Genomic DNA, 19,247 nt, shown 5'->3' with positions numbered 1-19,247 from the left:
AGCGTCAGCGCCGTGCCCGTGCGCTCCGACGGCAGCCTCGCCCCCGCCCCCTCCGGCGTCCTGCCGCACACCGGCGCGGGACCCCACCCGCAGCGCCAGCAGCGGCCGCACGCCCACCAGGTCCTGCCCGACCCGAGCGGCCGCTGGGTGGTGAGCGTCGACCTCGGCACCGATTCCGTACGCGTCTGCGAGCTCACGGCGGCGGGCGAGCCGACCCTGCACCGCGAGGTCGCGCTGCGGCCGGGATCAGGCCCGCGGCATCTCGTGTTCCACCCGCGCGGCGACCGCGCGTACGTCCTGAACGAGCTCGCCCCCACCCTCACGATCTGCGCCTGGGACGCCGCCGACGGCACCCTCAAGCCGCTCGGCGAGGCGGCCGTCCTGCCGGGCCCCACGGACGGCGACGGCGAGGCCTACCCCTCCGAGGTCGTCATCGCGCCCGACGGCCGCTTCCTGTGGACCGCGACCCGCGGCCAGGACGTCATCTCGGTGCTCGCCCTCGACGAGGCGGGGACGCGGCCGCGGCTCGCCGCCACCGTGCCGTGCGGCGGCCACTGGCCGCGTGACCTGGCCATCGACCCGTCCGGGCGGTTCCTGTACGCGGCCAATGAGCGGTCCGGTGACGTGACCTGGTTCGCGATCGACCCGGCGACGGGCATCCCGCGCCGCGCGGGCTCGATCGAGGCCCCTGCCGCCTCCTGCGTGATCTTCGGCTGAGCCGCCGCGCCCGCGTACGCCGATGGGCCCGCCCCCTGCATCAGGGGGCGGGCCCATCGGCGTAACGGCATCAGGTCTGCCGGCGCTGCGCGGTCAGTGGACCGGCGCGCCCGACGGCTGCTGCGGGGCGATCCCGAGCGCCGACGTGTACTTGGAGAGGGCGAGCTTGCCGATCGCCGGGTAGGCGCCGAGCGACTCGGCGACCGAGCAGCCCGCCTCCTTGGCGGCGGCGTCGAGAAGGCTCGCGTCGATCTCGGGGCCGATCAGGTACGGGGCGAGCGCCAGCTGCGTGGAGCCGGAGCCGCGCAGCTCCTCGGCGGTGTTCGCGATGGCGCCCTCCTGGTCGAGCGCGGCGGCCATCACCGGTACCGCGAGGCGGGCCGCGAGCAGCATGCCGGTGATCCCGGCGGCCTGCACGGCCTCATCGCCGCCGACCGTGGCGAGGATGATGCCGTCCGCCGCGGTGGCCACCGTGAACAGGCGGGCGCGGTCGGCGCGGGCCAGACCGGCCTCCGACAGGCGCACGTGCAGGGCCTCGGCGAGCAGCGGGTGCGGGCCGAGGACGTCCGTCAGCTCGGCGGGGGCGCGGCTGTCCATCACTGCCTGCCGCACGCGCCGCATCAGCGCGTTGTCGGGGCCCGCGAGGAGAGGCACGACGACGGCGACGGGGCCGTCGGGCTCGGTGACGTCCGACCCCGCGGCGCGCGCCTGCTCATAGCGTGCGGTGCGCTCGACGGCGGCGTGCGCGAGCACGGACTGCAGCGAGGGGAACTCCGGGAACGAGGTGACCGTGGCGTCCTCGGTCCCGTCGAGGTACCCGATGCGAGCGTCGAGGCCGGGCAGCTCGGAGCGGGCGATGCTCACGACCTCTTCGGCGAGGCTGCGCGTGGCGGTGCTGGGTACGCCCGGTACGGCGAGGACGAGCGCGGGCGCGTTCTCGGGAGCCGCCACGGGCTCCGGGCGGCGGTGCCGACCGGGCTGGCGGGGTCGCGGCATTCGTACGGGCAGGCCTGATGCGGGCCCGGTGGGGGAGCTCATGGCCCCGCATGCTACTGGTCTCTGGGGCTTCGCTGTTCGGGGAGGGTACAGGTGGGCGGTATTAGTCCGGTTTTGTCTTATGAGTTACGTAGAGGTCAACTGTCACCTTACGGAATGGTCATCCGGGGTGATCAACTGACGTGCTCGGTGTGCTCGGTGTGCTCGGTGTACCCGATGTGCACGGTGAGCATGCGCGGGTCGAGCGGCAGGCGCAGTCGGTCCGCGGCGACATCGGCGGCGATGCGCACGGCGCCGTCCAGCGGGTCTCCGGCGGCCGGAACGAGGCGAACGTGCCGCAGGCCCCGCAGCTCCGCGCGCACGGGCCGGAGCAGCGCGTCGCCCATCTTGAACAGGCCTCCGGTCAGGGCGACTTCCGGCTGCTCGCTCTGGCCCACCGCGCCGGACTCCGGGCAGACGGCGGCCGCGGCTTCGGCGATGTGCCGGGCGGCGTCCCGCAGGATCGCATCGGCCACGGGGTCCCCGGGGGCGCAGCGCGCCACTTCGGGCGCGAACGAGGCGAGCATCGCGGGCCGGTCCGTACGGGGATAGAGCTGTCCGGGCAGTCCCGGCGCGGGGCCGAACAGCTCCTCGTCGCGGGCGAGCAGCGCCTTCGAACCGCGGCGCCTGCCGTCGAACGCCCGCATCGCCGCCTCCAGGCCCGCGCGGCCGATCCACGCGCCGCCGCCGCAGTCGCCGAGCAGATGCCCCCAGCCGTCGGCGCGGTGCCAGACGGTCAGGTCCGTGCCGATCGCGATCATGCCGGTGCCCGCGGCGACGACCGCGCCGGGGCGGTCACCGAGGGCGCCCGCGTACGCGGTGACGGCGTCCGCGGCGAGCGCCAGGCGGCTTACGCCCAGGGCCTGTTGAAGCGCCGACGGCAGCTGCGCGCGCAGGTCGTCACCGAGGGTCGCCATGCCCGCGGCGCCGATGGCGACAGCGGTGATACGCCCGCCGCCCGCCTGCTCCAGCAACTCCCTGGCCATGGGCACCAGTTGCTCCGTGAAGTGCCCGGCGTCGATACCGCGCGCTCCGGTGCGCACCGGCTCCTTCGAGCTCAGCGGGGCAGGGCGGCCCGAGGCGTCACCCGGACCACCGAGGGCGACCCGCAGCCCGGAGCCGCCCGAGTCGACCCCGATGACACACGCGGTGTCCGTCACGGAAGCCGCCAGTCCACCGGCTGCCCGCCCTGCTGGACAAGGAGGTCGTTGGCCCGGCTGAAGGGGCGCGAGCCGAAGAAGCCGCGGTCCGCCGACATCGGCGAAGGGTGCGACGACTCGACCGACGGCAGCGGACCGAGCAGCGGCCGCAGATTGCGGGCGTCGCGCCCCCACAGGATGGACACGAGCGGCCGCCCGCGTGCGGCCAGTGCCTTGATGGCCTGCTCGGTGACCTCCTCCCAGCCCTTGCCCCGGTGCGCGGCAGGACGCCCCGGGGCAGTGGTGAGCGCCTTGTTGAGCAGCAGGACGCCCTGCTGGGTCCAGGGCGTGAGGTCGCCGTTCGACGGAGGCGGGACGCCCAGGTCGGAGCCCATCTCGCGGTAGATGTTGATGAGGCTGCCGGGCAGCGGGCGCACCTCGGGCGCGACCGAGAACGACAGACCCACCGCGTGCCCGGGGGTCGGGTAGGGATCCTGGCCGACGATCAGCACCCGCACCTCGTCGAAGGGCTGTTGGAACGCGCGCAGGACGTTCGGCCCGGACGGGAGATAGGTGCGTCCCGCGGCGATCTCGGCGCGCAGGAAGCCGCCCATCTCGGCGATCTTCCCGGCGACGGGTTCGAGGGCCTTCGCCCAGCCGGCTTCGACGATTTCGTGCAAGGGTCGTGGTGCCACGGCGTCACCCTACTGCCGTAACGGGGGCGTCGATCAACCGATGGCCGCCGCCCTGACGCACAGTACGTCGGGCAGGTGGGACGCCAACTCCTGCCAGCTGTCCCCGTCGTCCGCCGACGCGTACACCTCGCCGTTGCGATTGCCGAAGTAGATGCCCGCGGGATCCTGGTCGTCGCTGCACATCGCGTCCCGCAGCACCGTGCCGTAGTGGTCGCCGGCCGGGAGGCCCGTGCTGAGCGGCTCCCAGCTCTTGCCCGCGTCGGACGTGCGGTAGACGCGGCATCGGTGGTCGGCGGGGACGCGGTCCATGTCGGCGTTGATCGGGAAGACGTAGGCCGTGTCCGCGCGGTGCGGGTGGGCGACAGCGGCGAAACCGAAGTCGGAGGGGAGGCCCTCGCCGATGTCCGTCCAGTGCGCCCCCGAGTCGTCGCTGCGGAACACGCCCCAGTGGTTCTGCAGATACAGGCGGTCCGGGTCGACGGCGTCCCGCGCGACCTTGTGCACGCACTGGCCGAACTCCGGGTTCGGGTCCGGCAGGAAGACCGCGGACACGCCGTTGTTCGACGGGGCCCAGCTCTTGCCGCCGTCCAGGGTGCGGAAGACTCCGGCGGTGGAGACGGCGACCGTCACCGCGTTCGGGTCGCGGGGGTCGGTAAGGACGGTGTGCAGGCCTTCACCGCCGCCGCCCGGCACCCACTTGTCGCGTGTGGGGTGCTCCCAGAGAGGGCGTACGAGCTCGAAGGTCTCGCCCCGGTCCTGTGATTTGTACAGGGCCGCCGGTTCCGTGCCCGCGTACACGACGTCCGGTTCGGCGGCAGCCGGGTGCAGTTGCCAGACCCGCTCCAGCGAGGCCTCGGTGTCCTTGGGGAACTTGACGGGTGCCTTGGGCGGTTCCGTCCAGGTCCTGCCGAGGTCGTCGGAGTGGAAGACGGACGGGCCGAAATGGGAACTGTCGCCGCCCACCAGGAGGCGGGGGGTGCTGCCGCGGGTGTCGATGGCCACCGAGTAGATGGCCTGGGCGTTGAAGTACGGGCTTTCGTCGAACTGCCAGGTGCTCGTGCCGGTGCGCTTGCGGCCGATGAAGAGGCCTTTGCGGGTACCTACGGTCAGAATGATCTCGGCCATGACGGGCCACCTCCGGGACGTCGTTGTCTCAGGCATGGCTCAGTCTGCACCCAGGCACTGACAGTCACCCCTGGGTGGGACGTTCTCGCAGGTCGGGTCGGGTGTGGTGGACGGGAGCGAGCCCTCATGGCCTCACATCGGCCGACCGGTCCCGGACAGCTCGGCGGCGACCCGCGCGATCGTTTCCGGCCCCACCCGGCAGCACCCCCCGATCAGGCGTGCTCCCGAGTCCCGCAAGGCCGCGACCCGGCCCGCGGTGAAGTGCGCCGGGCCCCGCCACGCCCTGGCGGTCGCGTCCCACGTCTCGCCGCTGTTCGGGTACGCCACCACCGGCTTTCCCGTGATCCGCGCGGCCAGGCGCACCGCCGCGTCCGCGTCCTGGGGGTCGCAGCAGTTGACGCCGACCGCCAGGATCTCCTCGGCGTCGGCGGCCAGGGCGAAGGCCTCCGTCAGGGGCTGGCCCGCCCGCGTGTAGCCGCCGGAGACGGTGTACGAGAGCCAGGCGGGCACCCCGAGGCCCCGCACCGCCCGCAGCAGGGCCCGCGCCTCGTCGGTGTCCGGCACCGTCTCCAGGGCGATGACGTCCGGCTCCGCGTCGGCAAGGACCTCCAGGCGCGGGCGGTGGAAGCGTTCGAGCTCGGCCACCGTCAGGCCGTACCTCCCGCGGTACTCGGAGCCGTCCGCGAGCATCGCCCCGTACGGGCCCGCGGACGCGGCCACCCACACCTCGCGGCCCGCTTCCGCTCCCGCCTCGCGGGCCAACTCCACGCTCAGGCGCAGGAGTTCGGCGGTGCTCACCGCGTCGATGCCGTGCTTGGCGAAGCCCTCGAACGTCGCCTGATAGCTCGCCGTGGTGGCGATGTCCGCGCCCGCCTCGTAGTAGGCCCGGTGCGCCGCCACGATGGCTCCCGGCTCGTCGGCGAGCAGCCTCGCCGACCACAGGGCGTCGCTCAGGTCGTGCCCGGCGGCCTCCAGCTGGTTGGAGAGGCCGCCGTCGAGCACGAGCGGGCGGCGGGTCAGGGCATCCGCGATTCTCACACTGCCGACGCTAGCCGAGGCGCGGACAGAGGGAAGTGGCACGCGACCTGGTGTCCCGCGCTGTTCGGCGTGCTCACCAGCGGCTCCGTCGTGGCGCACATCTCCTGGGCCACGGGACATCGGGTGCGGAAGCGGCAGCCCGATGGCGGCTTCGCGGCCGACGGTGTCTCGCCCTCCAGGGGCGTGCGGTCCGGGCCCTGTGCCGCTTCCGGGTCCGGCAGGTTGACCGTGTCGAGCAGCCCCCGCGTGTAGGGGTGCAGCGGATGCGCGTACACCTGCGCGGCCGGGCCCGACTCGACCAGCTTGCCGAGGTACATCACGCCGACCGTGTCCGCGAGGTGGCGCACCACCGCCAGGTCGTGCGAGATGAACAGGTACGTCAGACCGCGCTCCCGCTGCAGCTCCCGCATCAGGTTCAGGATCTGCGCCTGGACCGAGACGTCGAGCGCGGAGACCGGCTCGTCCGCCACCACCAGGTCGGGGGAGAGCGTCAACGCCCGTGCCAGGCCAAGACGTTGGCGCTGTCCGCCGGAGAACTCGTGCGGGTAGCGGTGCACGGCGCCGCGCGGCAGGCCGACCGCGTCCAGGAGTTCACCGATCAGCTTCTCCTGGTCGGCGCGGCTGCCGACGCCCTGGATGACGAGGGGCTCCCGCAGGATCTCGCCGACCCGCATCCGGGGGTCCATGGCGGCCGTGGAGTCCTGGAACATCAGCTGCACGCGCCGCCGGTGCGCACGGCGCTCGGCCCGCGACATCCGCGCCGGGTCGTGTCCGTCGAAGAGCACCCGCCCCGCGGTCGGCTCCTCCAGGCCCGCGACGATCCGGCCGAGCGTGGTCTTGCCGCATCCGGACTCGCCGACCATGCCGAACGTCTCGCCCTTGCGGATCTCCAGGGACACCCCGCCGACCGCACTCACCGTGCCCCGACGGCGCGAGAACGCGCCGCCCTTGAGGGGGAAGTCCTTGACCAGGGCGTCGAGTTCGAGGAGTACGTCGCCGGGCGCGCGCGGCGCGGGCACCGTGGGCGGGATCACGACCTCGGCCTCCGAAGCGTTGTCAGGCACCGGATGGAAGCAGGCGAACCGGTGCTCGCCTCCCCGCACCTCGTCGTCCGCGAGCTGCGGCTCCCGCTCCCGGCACTCGTCCGTGGCGAAGGCGCAGCGCGGCGCGAAGCGGCACCCCGTCGGGGGCACCGCCAGGTTCGGCGGAAGCCCCGGGATCGTGTGGAGCGCGGTGCCGCTGTCGGCGGCCCGCTCGGGGAGCGAGGCGAACAGCGCCTCCGTGTAGCGGTGCCGGGGTCTCGCGAACAGGCCGCGTACGTCGGACTGTTCGGCGATCTTGCCCGCGTACATCACCGCGACCCGGTCCACCCGGTTGGCGATGACGCCCAGGTCGTGCGTGACCAGGATCATCGCCATGCCGAGCCGCTCGCGCAGGCCGTCGATCAGCTCCAGGATCTGGTGCTGTGTCGTCACGTCCAGGGCAGTGGTCGGCTCGTCCGCGATGAGCAGCTTCGGCTCGCAGACCAGGGCCATGGCGATCGCCACGCGCTGGCGCATGCCGCCCGACAGCTGGTGCGGATACGCCTTCATGCGCTCGCCGGGCTGCGGCATGCCGACCAGGCGCAGCATCTCCTCGGCCCGCGCCCACGCCTCTTTCCTGCTCAGTTCCGGACGGTGCAGGACGAGCGGCTCGGCCACCTGCGCCCCGATCGTCATCGTCGGGTTCAGCGAGGTGAGCGGGTCCTGGAAGACCATGCCGATGGTGTTGCCCCGTACGTCCTGAAGGACCGGGGCGGGGGCCACGGCCAGGTCCTGGCCGTCGAACAGGACCCGCCCGCCGGTGACTTCGCCGCCGGGCGGCAGCAGGCCGAGGACGCTGAGCGCGGTCATCGTCTTGCCGCATCCCGACTCACCCACGACGCCCAGGGCCTCACCCGGGGCGAGTTCGAGACTGACGCCGTCGAGGGCGTGGACGGTGCGGTCGCGCGAGGCGATGTCGACGCGCAGATCGTCGATCTTGAGCAGAGGCTCGGTCATCTCTGTGGTTCTCCCTTACTTCCGCAGCCGTACTTCGAACGCGTCCCGCAGCCCGTCACCGATGAAGTTGAACGCGGCGACGACAAGGACGATCGCGATGCCCGGCGGGAAGATCAGCCACCAGTAGCCGTTCTGGGTGTAGGTGATGCCGGCCGAGAGCATCGAGCCCCAGTCGGCCGACGGCGGCGGAATGCTCAGGCCGAGGAAGGCCAGATAGCTGACGTAGAGGATGGCGTCGGCGATCTGGAAGGTGCAGTTGACGATGACCGTGCCGATCGCGTTCGGCACGATGTGCTTGAACACCGCCCGCGCGCCACCGCCGCCCATCATCCGCATGGCCTGTACGTACTCGCGGTCGCGCAGCGAGAGCGCCTCGCCGCGCACCAGGCGGGCGGGGGACAGCCAGGCGACCGAGGCGATGATGACGATGAGGACGCCCTTGCTGGGCGTGATGATCGCGGCGACCACGACGAGCAGGAACATCGCCGGGATCGCGAGCGCGGCATCCGTGATCCGCATCATGGCCGCGTCCACCCAGCCGCCGAAGTACCCCGCGACCGCGCCGTACACGGTCCCGAAGAGCGTCGCCAACAGGCCCGCCGCCAGGCCTATTTCGAGCGACGTCCGCCCGGCGACCATCAGCCGCCCGACCATGTCGTAGCCGAGGTCGGTGGTGCCCAGGAGGTGTCCTGGGCTGCCCGGCGCGAGGTTGGCCTGCGACAGGTCGGTGTGCACCTGCTCGGTGGGGTGGAGCAGCGGTCCGAGGTAGCTGAAGGCCAGGAGCAGGACCAGGACCACCACGCCCGTCAGGGCGAGCTTGTTGCCGGTGAAGACCTGGAGCGTGCGGCGGGCGAGCGAGGGCGTGGCCTGGGCCGCCGCCTCGTTCCCGGGAGCGGCCCCGGGGGTGACGTCTGCGGTCGCGGTACTCATGCCACGCTCCGGATCCGGGGGTCGAGGACGGCGTACAGGATGTCGGTGAGCAGCGAGCCGATGACGGTGGCGACCCCGACGACGAGCGTCACGCCGAGCAGCACCGGGAAGTCGGAGCCCTGCGCCGCGTTCCAGAACAGCAGCCCCATGCCGGGGTAGTTGAACATCGACTCGACGACGAGCGCGCCGCTGAAGAGTGTGGGCAGGTAGAGGCCGAGCAGGGTCGCGAGCGGGATCAGCGCGTTGCGCAGGACATGGCGGACCATGATCCGGCGGCTCGACTGGCCCTTGGCCATCGCCGTACGGACGTATTCCTCGGTGAGGTTGTCCAGGACCGCCGAGCGCATGTAGCGGCTGAACATCGCCACGATGCCGAACGCCATGGTGACGACCGGGAGCACCAACCCCGTGAAGTCGCCCAGGAGTTCACCGACGCTCTCACCCTGTGGTGCCTCCGCCGGGAGGATCGGCATCACCTGCGCGAACAGGATGATCATGATGAGGCCGAGGAAGAACACCGGCGTCGCGTAGAGGAGGAAGGCGAGCCCCGTCAGCGCGTAGTCCGACGCCTTGCCGCGCCGCACGGCCTGGAGGAGGCCGAGCGGGACGGCGATGACCACGGCGAGCGCGGTGGAGAGCACCGTCAGGAGCAGGGTCTTCGGCAGACGCTGCTTGAGCAGGTCGAAGACCGGCGAGTTGAGCTTGAACGACTCGCCGAGGTCGCCGGTGAAAAGACGCTTCAGGTACATCACGTACTGCGCGGGCAGTGAACGGTCGTATCCCTGCTGGTGGTTGAAGTGCTCGATCTGCTGCGGCGTGCCCTTGGGGCCGAGGATGGCGCGCGCGGGTCCGCCGGGCAGCATGTGGAGCAGCGTGAAGACGATGATCGAGACGAGGAACAGCACGACGAGCGCCTGAAGGAAGCGCTTGACCAGAAAGCCGGTCACTTGTCGGCTCCCTTCTTCTTGACGTAGTACCAGTCCTGCGGCGCGAAGGTGACGGTCGGGTTCTGGCTGATGCCCCGCAAGTCGTTGCGGATCACGGAGACTTGGTAGGCGGGGTTGGGCATCCACATCACAGGCAGCTGCTCGGCGAGGTACTCGCCGTACTCGTGCACGGCCTTCATGTCCGGCGAGTACTGCACGCCGCGGATGATCCGGTCGGCCTTCTTGTCGCTGTAGTTGCCGAAGTTGGCCGAAGCCCCGGTGGAGAAGAGCTGCTCACCACTCGGGTTGAGCGGGTAGTACCAGCTGCCGGCCGTCCCGAAGAACGACATGTCCCAGTCGCAGCCGGGGTCCTTCGCCTTGCAGGGGACGGAGTTGCCGAGCACCGAGTTCAGCGGCTGCTGGCGCACGGTGAGGTCGATCCCGCCCTTGGAGAGCGAGGACTTGAGCTCCTGCATCATGTTCGTCGTCTCGGTGGAGCCGGACTGGGAGAGCAGGGTGAGTTCGAGCGGCGTGTTCCTCGCGATGCCCTTGCCGCACTCGTCGGCGCCCGTTCCCGGGCGTACGCAGCGTGCGGTGCCGTCCACCGTCCTCCAGCCGTGCTCGGCGAGGAGCCGCTGAGCCTTCCGCACGTCGAAGGGGTACTGGTTCCTCTCCATCGCCCCGGACAAGTACTGGCTCTTGGGCGTCACCGGCACCGGACCGAGCGTCGGCGTCGCGCTGCCCTGCCAGATGACGTCGCTCATCGCCTTCTGGTCGACGAGGTGCTGCATCGCCTGGCGGATGTAGAGCTGGTCCATCATCGGGCCCGCCTGCGTGGAGTTGAAGTTGTAGACGATGTACGTCGCCGCCCAGCCCTCCCACGGATCGACGCGGTAGCCCTTCTCCTCGAACTTCTCCTTCTGCGCCATCACCGACGGCGGGATGTAGCCGTAGTCGACGCCTCCCGAACGCAGCACGTTGTACTCGGAGTCGGCGGTGGTGAAGGGCTTGAAGACGACCTTGTCGAGGTGCGGGCGCTGCGAATCGGGGCCGGTGTACTTCTCGTTCGGCACGATGGTGACCTGGCCGCTGTCGCGCCAACCCGCCAGCTTCCAGGGCCCGTTGACCGTCTTCCAGAGCGGGTCCGAGGCGTACGAACCCAGGCTCTTGGCGTGCCGGGTGAGCCGCGCGAAGACGCTCTTGGCGCCTGGCTTGGTGCGGTCCCAGTCGCCGACCTCGCCGCCGTCGGTCTTGGCGTCCCAGGCGTGCTGGGGGAGGGCGCGCATGCGGGTGAGCTGGTTGGCGGCGAACCAGTCCGGGTTGTACGCACGGCTCAGGTGCAGGCGGACGGTGTGGTCGTCGACGGTCTCGAGGCGCTTGATGTTGTCGGGCATCGCGCCGACCGAGTAGTTGCCCCAGTCCGCCTTGTTGGCCTTGAGGAGGTTGAACCAGAACTCGACGTCACGGGCGGTGACCGGCTTTCCGTCGGACCACTCCACGCCCTCGCGCAGCGGCACGGTCACGGTCCTGTTGCCGTCACTGAACTTCGGTTCGAGGCCGAGCGTGCTCGGGCCGTGCGTGGTCAGCGCCTCTTCGCCCTTGTCCTGCACGGCGTCGTACACCGGCATGAAGAGGAGCGACTGGATCCCGTAATTGTACGAGGCGCCGTAGCCGGGCGGGCCGATCGGGAAGATCCAGTTCGGCGTCGCGGCGGGCGGCAGCGCCATCGTCACGGTGCCGCCCTCGACCGGGGTGCCGCCGGTGGGGCCCATGTCGACGCGGCCGCCCTCCTGGGTGCAGCCGGTGACCGCCGTGAGGGCGAGCGCGGCAACGGCTGCCGCCGCGGCTATGAGAGCGCGGCGCCGCGCGCGGGGACGTGCTCGCCTAGAGCGCATGGCGAAGGGCCTCCAAGGATGCGAGAGCCGGACCGTGCCGGAGATCGACGGGCGGCGCCTGAACGCTAGGTCTGGCGACAAAATCAAGTCAAGAGCTTCGTTCGGCAAGAAGTCACAAAGTCGGGAGGGTCTGGCCAACTTGCTTTGAAGAGACTTAGTGTTCGTCTCGATGTCGAACGAACTGATCGAAGCAACTGGGGGCGGCATGGCCGGAACACCGCAGGGCGAACCGGGCTCGGCGCAGCACATCCTGCAGCTGGTCTCCTCGGGCGCCGCCTCCTCCCGGGCCGATCTCGTACGGGAGTTGGGGCTCGCCCCCTCCACCGTGTCGCTGCGCGTGCAGGAACTCGTCACCGCCGGCGTGCTCACCGAATCCGGCGAGGGCGCGTCACGCGGTGGCCGCCGCCCCCGCCTCCTTCGCGTCCACGCGCAAGGCGGCGTCGCGCTCGCCGCCGACCTCGGCAGCCACCACGCGCGCATCGGCGTCGTCGACCTCGGCGGCACGGTCCTTGACGCCGTCGACCTGCCGCACGACATCACCGCGGGACCCGAGTCCGCCGTCGACTGGCTCTGCGGTCAGGTCGCCGAACTGGGCGCCCGCCAGCGCGAGGCGGGCCGCACCGTCCGCGCCATCGGCGTCGCCTTCCCCGGACCCGTGCAGCCCACGGAGGGCCGCGTCCTGAGCCCGTCCCGCATGCCCGGCTGGCACCGCTATCCGCTGCGTGACGTCCTCGCCGAACGCCTCGGCATCCCCGTCACCGTCGACAACGACGCCACGATGATGGCCGTGGGCGAGCACCGCACCGCACGCCCCGGCCTCGACCACATGGTCGTCGTCAAGGCCGGCCGTGGCATCGGCAGCGGTGTCATCGTGGCGGGGCGCCCGCACGACGGCGCCAACGGCTCCGCGGGCGACATCAGTCACGTACGCATCGAGGCGGCGGGCGACCGCCCGTGCAGCTGCGGCAACATCGGCTGCCTGGAGACCGTGGCAAGCGGCGCCGCCCTGATCCGCGAACTCGCCCTGCAGGGCGTCGAGGTGGCGGACACGACCGAGCTTCTGCGGCTCGTCGCCGACGGCGACCCGCAGGCCACCACCCTCGTCCGTACCGCCGGACGGCACATCGGCACGGTCCTGTCCGTCGTCGTGAACTTCTTCAACCCCCAGGCCGTCGCCCTCGGCGGTGTCCTCGCCACCGCGGAACCGCTCGTCGCCGCCGTACGCGGCGTTCTCTACGAGCGCTGCCTGCCCCTGGCCACCGCGGACCTGGAGATCACCACCACCGTGACAGGCCGCGACGCGGGCCTCCTCGGCGCGGGACTCACCGCCCTGCGCCAGAACCTCCCGACGACCCCGGACCCCCAGGAAGAGAGCGTCCAGGCATGACCACCCCCGCAACGAACCAGCGTCGCCTCCGCATCGGCATCGGCGGCATCGGCATCGAGTCCTCCACCTTCTGCCCGCACCGCTCCACCACAGACGACTTCCGCCAGACCCGCGGCAAGGACCTCCTGGACCGCTACACCTGGACCCGGCCGGAATCCGACCTGGCCTACACGGTCGAGTGGGTGCCGCTCCTGCACGCGACCTCGCTGCCCGGCGGGCCCGTGGAGGCGGAGTCGTATCTGACCCTGAAGGACGAACTGGTCACGCGCATACGGGAAGCGGGCCCCCTGGACGGCCTCGTCTACGACATCCACGGCGCGATGAGCGTCATCGGTCTGACCGACGCCGAGGCCGATCTGACGGAAGCGGTCCGCGCCGCCCTCGACGCCGTCGGCACCCCCGACGGCGGCCGCCCGATGATCTCGACCGCCATGGACCTGCACGGCAACGTCTCGCGCCGGTTCGCCGAGCCCATCGACCTGCTCACCGCCCACCGTCTGGCCCCGCACGAGGACGCCTGGGAGACCCGCGAGCGCGCCGCGCGCAATCTCGTACGCTGCCTGCGCGAGGGCACCCGGCCGCACCGCGCCTGGGTGCAGGTGCCGGTGCTCCTGCCGGGCGAGAAGACCAGCACCCGCCTTGAGCCCGCCAAGTCCCTCTACGCCTCGCTCGCCGACATCGAGCGGCTGCCAGGCATCCTCGACGCGGCGTTGTGGGTCGGCTACGCCTGGGCGGACGAGCCGCGCTGCAAGGCCGCGATCGTGGTCACCGGGGACGACGCCGAACTGGCCGCCGCGGAGGCCGAGAAGCTTGCCCGTCGCTACTGGGACGCGCGCCGCGACTTCGTCTTCGTCGGGCCCACGGGCGGCGCCGAGGAGTGCATCGAGAAGGCGGTCGCGTCGGACAAGCGGCCCTTCCTGATCAGCGACTCCGGCGACAACCCCACGGCGGGCGGCGCGGGAGACCTCGCGTACATGCTCGGCAAGCTCCTGGAGAACGACGCGATCCGTTCCGGGAAGGTCACCGCGGTCCACCCCGGCATCACCGACCCGGCCGCCGTCGCCCGCTGCTTCGAGGCCGGAGTGGGCGCCGAGGTCACCCTGAGCGTGGGCGGCAAGGTCGACGCGAACCACGGCGGGCCCCTCGAACTCACCGGCACCGTCGTGGCGTTGCAGCGCGCGGCCGAGCAGAAGGACCGGGCGGAGGGCGGCGCGTACGACCGGGGCGTCGACATGGCGGCGGTGCGGACCGGCGGCGTGACCGTGATCCTCGTCGAGCGCCGCAAGCCCTTCCACACCCTCGCGGACTTCATGGGCCCGGCGGACGGCGGCCTGGGCATCGACCCGCGCACCTTCGACCTGGTGGTCGTCAAGATCGGCTACCTGGAGCCCGAGCTCTACGACATGGCCGCCGACTGGCTCCTCGCCCTCACCCCGGGCGGTGTCGACCAGGACCTGCCGCGGCTCGGCCACCACCGGGTGGAGCGCCCGCTGTACCCGTTCGACGAGGACGCGTACGACGGTGGGGACGGACCCGGTCTCACGGCAACCCAGCTGGCGCCGCTCGCCTGATGAGAAGGGGCTTCACCGGCCAGAACGCTTCTGCGAGGGTGATCCCTTCGAGCCGCGAACCCGTCCGGAGGAGCCCCCGTGAAGCGTGCCGCCACCCTGTCCGCCCTGGTCTGTCTGCTCGCCGTCACGGCTGCCGCGCCCGCGTCGCCCGACGCCGGGCGCGGCAAGGAACGCCACCACGGCAGCCTCCTGGACTCCGTGCCGAAGTCGGGCGTCCTGAAGGTGTGCACGACGGGCGACTACCGCCCGTTCACCCACCTCGACCCCGCCGACAAGACGTACAGCGGCGTGGACATCAAGATGGCCGAGGACCTGGCGAAGAGCCTGGACGCCAAGCCTTCGTACGTGGCGACGACGTGGGCGAACCTGACCAAGGACGTCGCGGCGGGCCGCTGCGACATCGCGGTCGGCGGTGTCTCCATCACCCTGCCGCGCGCCCGCCAGGTCTACTTCAGCGAGCCGACCCGCGAGGACGGCAAGACGCCGATCATCCGCTGCGCCGACAAGGAGAAGTTCGGCGAGGGCACGCTCAAGGACATCGACAAGCAGGGCACCACCGTCATCGTGAACCCCGGCGGCACGAACGAGCAGTTCGCGCGCGCCAACATCAAGCAGGCCACCATCAAGCTGCACCCGGAGAACACCACGATCTTCCAGGAGATCATCGAGGGCCGCGCGGACGTGATGATGACGGACGCCAGCGAGACCCGCTACCAGTCCAAGATCCACCCCGAACTCTGCTCCCTGCACCCCGAGAAGCCCTTCACCTTCTCCGAGAAGGCGTACGCACTGCCGCGCGGCGACGAGCCGTTCAAGGAGTACGTCGACCAGTTCACGCACCTGGCGACGCACGACGGCACGTACGCGGGGTACGAGGCCGAATGGATGGGCACCCCCTCGGGTTCCTAGTCCTCGCGGTCTTTCCAGTCAGGGGTTATCCCTGAGTTGGCCCCCGATGTCGGGGCCGCGCTGCCGTCCTACTTTCCTGGGCATGGCTTCCTTCCGTGAGCGGTGCATCCACAGCCGACAGGGTGGTCGGCTCGCCTCGACCACCACCGCCGACATCGACGAGCTCGTGGCCGGGCTCAAGGACCGGCCGCGCGTCGTACTGCACTTCCACGGTGGCCTCATCGACGACACGCTGGGGTTCGCCACCGCCCAGCGGCTCGCTCCCGTGTACGAGGCGGCAGGGGCCGACCCCGTGTTCTTCGTGTGGAGCAGCGGGCTGCTCGAAACCCTGCGGGGCAACCTGCCGCAGATCCTGAACGAGAGCGTCTTCCGTACGCTGCTCAACAGGGTCACCCGATATGCCACCGGCACCGTGTTCCGGGAGCCAGGACAGCGAGCCCTCGGGGCGGTGGCCACCCCCGCCCCGAGGGCTGTAGCAGCCGAACTCGCCCAAGTACGGACGGGACAGGAGCCCTACGCGCGGCTGACCGCCCCGCCGGACGTGCCGCCGCTGAGCGAGGCCGAGCAGAAGCAGATCGCCGCCGAACTCTCGGCGGACATCGAACTGGCCGAGCGCACCCGGGAGATCGTGAACTCGGTGACGCCCCCGGACCAGCGCCACCCCACAGAGCAGGCCGCCGCGGCGCGAGACATCATCGGGGGGCGTGCCGCGGCGGCCACACTGATGTCACCGGACGTCGTGGCCGACCTCGCGGCCAGGGCGGGCACGGGGGAACGTGCCCTGGTGAGCACCGCGTTGGTCGTGCGCAAGACCGTGCGGGTCGTGGCCGCCGTCGTCGGCCGCTTCCGGCAGCGCACCGACCACGGGCTGTATCCGACGGTCGTCGAGGAGATCCTCCGCGAGTTCTACCTCGCCAATGTGGGCGCCGCGATCTGGGACGCGATGAAGAGGCAGACCGCCGACACCTTCGCCGCCCCGGACGACGAGGTCCGCGCCGGACGGTACTTCCTGGACCGGTTCGCCGAGCTGCTCGCCGCCGGCACCCGCCCCCAGGTGACCGTGGTCGGCCACAGCGCAGGCGCCGTGTTCATCAGCAACCTGCTCGAGGACCTCGCGCGCAGGCGCGCAGCGGACGACGACCCCCTCCCCGCCGACTTCCGGCTGCGGGACGTGGTGCTCCTCGCGCCCGCCTGCACGGTGGGGCAGCTGGCTCCCGTGGTCCGCCGCCAGGCCGAACTCTTCGACCGGTTCCGGATGTTCACGATGACCGACGCGGCGGAGCAGGCCGACCACCTCCTGCCGTTCCTTTACCCGAGGTCGCTGCTCTACTTCATCTCCGGAGTCCTGGAGCGCGGGCCGTCCCGGCAGTCCGCCGTCACGCCGATCGCGGGCATGCAGCACTGGTACCTCGACCCCGCCGCCGTGGGACCCGAATCGGACGACCTGCGCGGCTTCCTGCGGGCGGACCCCGCGCGCACGGTCTGGTCGCCGGGCCTGGACGCGGGGGCGCGCAGCCACACCGCGTTCGACGACGACCCGCAGGTCCTCGCGAGCGTGGCCGCCATGCTCGCCGACTGAATGGCGCAAGGACGAACGAGGGGGAGTCCGATGAACGACCTGCACTATGCCGTGGTGGTCGGCATCAACCGTTATCCGGCCATCGGTGATCTGCAGGGCGCGCGGGGTGATGCGGTCCGGTTCCGCGACTGGCTCGTCGACTCCGACGGAGGCGCCGTGCCGGAGGGCAATGTCGCCCTGGTGACCGCCTCCAAGGAGGAAGAGCTCACCGCGGACTTCATGAGCGCCGTACCGACCAGAGAAGTCGTCAACCGGGCGCTCTACGAGATACACAGGGCCGTCGCACAGGCGATCGCGGAGCTGCCCGGAGAGCAACAGTTCGACGCCTGGCAGCGGACCCGCCTCTACCTCTTCCTCGCGGGGCACGGGATCGGCCTCGCCGACAACAGCGCGGGCCTGCTGATGGCCAACGCCGCGATCGACCTGCTCGGAAACCATGTCGCCGTACGTCCCTATCTCGACTGGTACGTGGCGGCGTCCCCGTTCCGGGAGATCGTCTGCTTCGCCGACTGCTGCCGCACCGGCTACCGCGGTTCGCCGCCCTTCGGGCCGCCCTTCAGCGGAACCACGCAGGATCCCGAGGATGTCGATTGCTTCGTCGGGTTCGCCACCGCACTCGGCGATCCCGCCTACGAAGAGCAGCACCCCGACCCCGATCTCGCGCGCGGGCACTTCACGACCGCGCTCCTCGACGGGCTGCGCGGCGGCGCCGCCCGCAACGGACTGATCACCTCCGACAGCCTCAGCGACTACGTCGTACGGCATGTGGAGGACCGCACCCAGACGATGCTCGTCCCGCAACGGCCCAGGTTCACCAAGGGCAACGCCCCGATGCTCTTCGCCGGGGAGCTCGCGGTGCAGGCGTATCCCGTCAAGCTGTGCTTCCCCGACGGTTTCCGGGGCTGGGTACAGCTGCGCGGCGGTGGCCCGGACCAGTCGCCGCTCAGGCTGCACGTCGACTCGGGGGAGTGCGTCGAGAAGCTCACGCCGGGTCTGTACCGCGCCACTGCGGAGAGCGTGAACGCTGCGGACTTCCGCAACGGCGGATTCTTCGAGGTAATGACAGGTGGTGGCAATGGTGTCCAGCTCTGAAGCCCCTGACGGACCCAGGCGCTCACGACAGGACGCGGCGGACCAGGTGCCGTTCGTCGTCATGCCGGACACCCCGTCGGTCCTCGTCACCGTCACGGACTCCGCGTTCCGCGAGGTGGCGCACGCGATGGGCACCATCGACACCACGCTGCCGCCCGGCATCTACCGCATCGAGCAGCGCTTCGGCGGCGAGGTGGAGAGCAGGTTCGTCGAGGTCGGCACCGAACCGTTCGTCGAGCGGCTCGCGCTGCCCCGCATGCCCATGCCCACCCCGGTCGAGGGCACCCCCACGACCCGTGAGGACCACCGCGAGGCCGCGATGCGCTGGAGCACCGAGGCGACGTACGGGGGCGGCCCGCCGACCCTGATGGTGCTGATCCGCAATCTGCGCCGGGGCTGGCAGCTCGACCCGTTCGCCCTGGAGATCGCCGACGAGCACGGCAGGCCCGTGGACGGCGGCGCAGGGGGCTGGGAGCCGGCCGGCGGACAGGAGTGGTCGGCCTGGAGCAGCGAACTGCCGCCCGGCGGCTACCGGTTGAGGACGCGCAGGCAGCCCGCCGACGGGCTGCCCCTCGCGCAGGCGCTGCACGTGCTCGACGGGTGGACGACCCTGGTGTTCGTGAGCAACGGACCACAGGGCCCGCAGCCGCAGTTCGCCTCCATCCAGATGGTGCCCCGCGGCATCGGCTGGCAGCCGGCGGACCGCACCCTGGACCTCGCCACGGAGGCCGCGCTCTCGGGGCTGCGGCAGGGGATCGACCTGGTGTCCACACGGCAACTGCTCGGCCTGCTCGACGTGGAGAGCGTCAACCCCTTCCTCGGCATCATCGGGGCCCATGCCCTGCTGCTGCACCCGGCCCCCGATCTGGGGCGGGTCGGCAGCCTCCTGGAGCGCCTCGTCCACTACGCCCCCGTCCAGCCGGACATCGCCGCGCTGTGCACCCTGCTCGACGAGCCGGTGCCGCCGGTCGCGTCGCCGCCCATGTTCGCGGCGTCCTGCCGCCTGCTCGTCCGGGCGGACTCGGCCGACCCGGGGATCCTCCAGGACGGTTCGGTGGTGGAGAGCGTGGCGGAGCACATGGTCGGGCGCGGTGTCTGGACGACCTGGCTTGAGCAGGAGCGACGGCCGGGCGTCGCGGCGGGCGGCGGCCGCATCACGCGGGCGCCGGG

The 19,247-nt window shown here is 71.4% G+C and carries 16 protein-coding genes; 7 read left to right on the top strand and 9 right to left on the bottom strand.

The genetic code is table 11. The features are described 5' to 3' along the window. A partial coding sequence (locus ABD378_RS32005) for a lactonase family protein (RefSeq protein WP_344526598.1) occupies nt 1–717 on the top strand: 717 nt, incomplete at its 5' end. A gap of 93 nt (nt 718–810) precedes the next feature. Here ABD378_RS32005 and ABD378_RS32000 read toward each other — a convergent pair. The 9 genes from ABD378_RS32000 to ABD378_RS31960 form a co-directional block, all read right to left on the bottom strand. Further along, nucleotides 811–1,755, bottom strand: coding sequence for a sirohydrochlorin chelatase (locus tag ABD378_RS32000; protein ID WP_344526596.1), 945 nt, complete (start codon nt 1,753–1,755; stop codon nt 811–813). 131 nt (nt 1,756–1,886) lie between these two features. Further along, nucleotides 1,887–2,912 carry an N-acetylglucosamine kinase gene (locus ABD378_RS31995; protein ID WP_344526594.1) on the bottom strand — a complete coding sequence of 342 codons (1,026 nt, stop codon included), beginning with the start codon at nt 2,910–2,912 and terminating at the stop codon, nt 1,887–1,889. Beyond that, nucleotides 2,909–3,586: a uracil-DNA glycosylase gene (locus ABD378_RS31990; protein ID WP_344526592.1), complete on the bottom strand. Its 678-nt coding sequence runs from the start codon at nt 3,584–3,586 to the stop codon at nt 2,909–2,911. Before ABD378_RS31990 ends, ABD378_RS31995 begins: the two co-directional genes overlap by 4 nt. 33 nt (nt 3,587–3,619) lie before the next feature. Next, nucleotides 3,620–4,711: a WD40/YVTN/BNR-like repeat-containing protein gene (locus tag ABD378_RS31985; RefSeq protein ID WP_344526590.1), complete on the bottom strand. Its 1,092-nt coding sequence runs from the start codon at nt 4,709–4,711 to the stop codon at nt 3,620–3,622. Between the two features lie 132 nt (nt 4,712–4,843). Further along, nucleotides 4,844–5,749, bottom strand: a complete 906-nt coding sequence (gene mmuM / locus ABD378_RS31980) for a homocysteine S-methyltransferase (protein WP_344526588.1) — start codon at nt 5,747–5,749, stop codon at nt 4,844–4,846. Continuing rightward, entirely contained in the window at nt 5,746–7,788 is a 2,043-nt protein-coding gene (locus ABD378_RS31975; RefSeq protein ID WP_344526586.1) for an ABC transporter ATP-binding protein, read from the bottom strand. The genes mmuM and ABD378_RS31975 overlap by 4 nt, the downstream gene beginning before the upstream one ends. A 15-nt stretch (nt 7,789–7,803) precedes the next feature. Then, nucleotides 7,804–8,718 carry an ABC transporter permease gene (locus ABD378_RS31970; protein ID WP_344526584.1) on the bottom strand — a complete coding sequence of 305 codons (915 nt, stop codon included), beginning with the start codon at nt 8,716–8,718 and terminating at the stop codon, nt 7,804–7,806. Continuing rightward, the gene (locus ABD378_RS31965; RefSeq protein WP_344526582.1) at nt 8,715–9,665 is read right to left on the bottom strand and encodes an ABC transporter permease; all 951 of its coding nucleotides are present in this window, start codon (nt 9,663–9,665) and stop codon (nt 8,715–8,717) included. The genes ABD378_RS31970 and ABD378_RS31965 overlap by 4 nt, the downstream gene beginning before the upstream one ends. Further along, on the bottom strand, nt 9,662–11,539 hold the full coding sequence (locus ABD378_RS31960) for a peptide ABC transporter substrate-binding protein (protein WP_344526580.1): 1,878 nt from the start codon (nt 11,537–11,539) through the stop codon (nt 9,662–9,664). The genes ABD378_RS31965 and ABD378_RS31960 overlap by 4 nt, the downstream gene beginning before the upstream one ends. A gap of 169 nt (nt 11,540–11,708) precedes the next feature. Here ABD378_RS31960 and ABD378_RS31955 point away from each other — a divergent pair, with 169 nt between their 5' ends. The 6 genes from ABD378_RS31955 to ABD378_RS31930 form a co-directional block, all read left to right on the top strand. Further along, nucleotides 11,709–12,926, top strand: a complete 1,218-nt coding sequence (locus tag ABD378_RS31955; RefSeq protein WP_344526578.1) for an ROK family transcriptional regulator — start codon at nt 11,709–11,711, stop codon at nt 12,924–12,926. After that, nucleotides 12,923–14,497, top strand: coding sequence for a M81 family metallopeptidase (locus ABD378_RS31950; RefSeq protein WP_344526576.1), 1,575 nt, complete (start codon nt 12,923–12,925; stop codon nt 14,495–14,497). Before ABD378_RS31955 ends, ABD378_RS31950 begins: the two co-directional genes overlap by 4 nt. A 78-nt stretch (nt 14,498–14,575) precedes the next feature. After that, nucleotides 14,576–15,406: a transporter substrate-binding domain-containing protein gene (locus ABD378_RS31945; RefSeq protein ID WP_344526574.1), complete on the top strand. Its 831-nt coding sequence runs from the start codon at nt 14,576–14,578 to the stop codon at nt 15,404–15,406. A gap of 82 nt (nt 15,407–15,488) precedes the next feature. Further along, nucleotides 15,489–16,985, top strand: coding sequence for a hypothetical protein (locus ABD378_RS31940; protein ID WP_344526573.1), 1,497 nt, complete (start codon nt 15,489–15,491; stop codon nt 16,983–16,985). A gap of 30 nt (nt 16,986–17,015) precedes the next feature. Next, nucleotides 17,016–18,077, top strand: coding sequence for a caspase family protein (locus ABD378_RS31935; protein WP_344526572.1), 1,062 nt, complete (start codon nt 17,016–17,018; stop codon nt 18,075–18,077). Next, on the top strand, nt 18,061–19,247 hold a 1,187-nt coding region (locus ABD378_RS31930; RefSeq protein ID WP_344526571.1), incomplete at its 3' end, for a hypothetical protein. The genes ABD378_RS31935 and ABD378_RS31930, both read left to right, overlap by 17 nt.

The organism is Streptomyces rectiviolaceus (assembly GCF_039533825.1).
Classification (GTDB): Bacteria; Actinomycetota; Actinomycetes; order Streptomycetales; family Streptomycetaceae; genus Streptomyces; species Streptomyces rectiviolaceus.
This window is presented reverse-complemented; position numbering and strand designations above follow the sequence as displayed.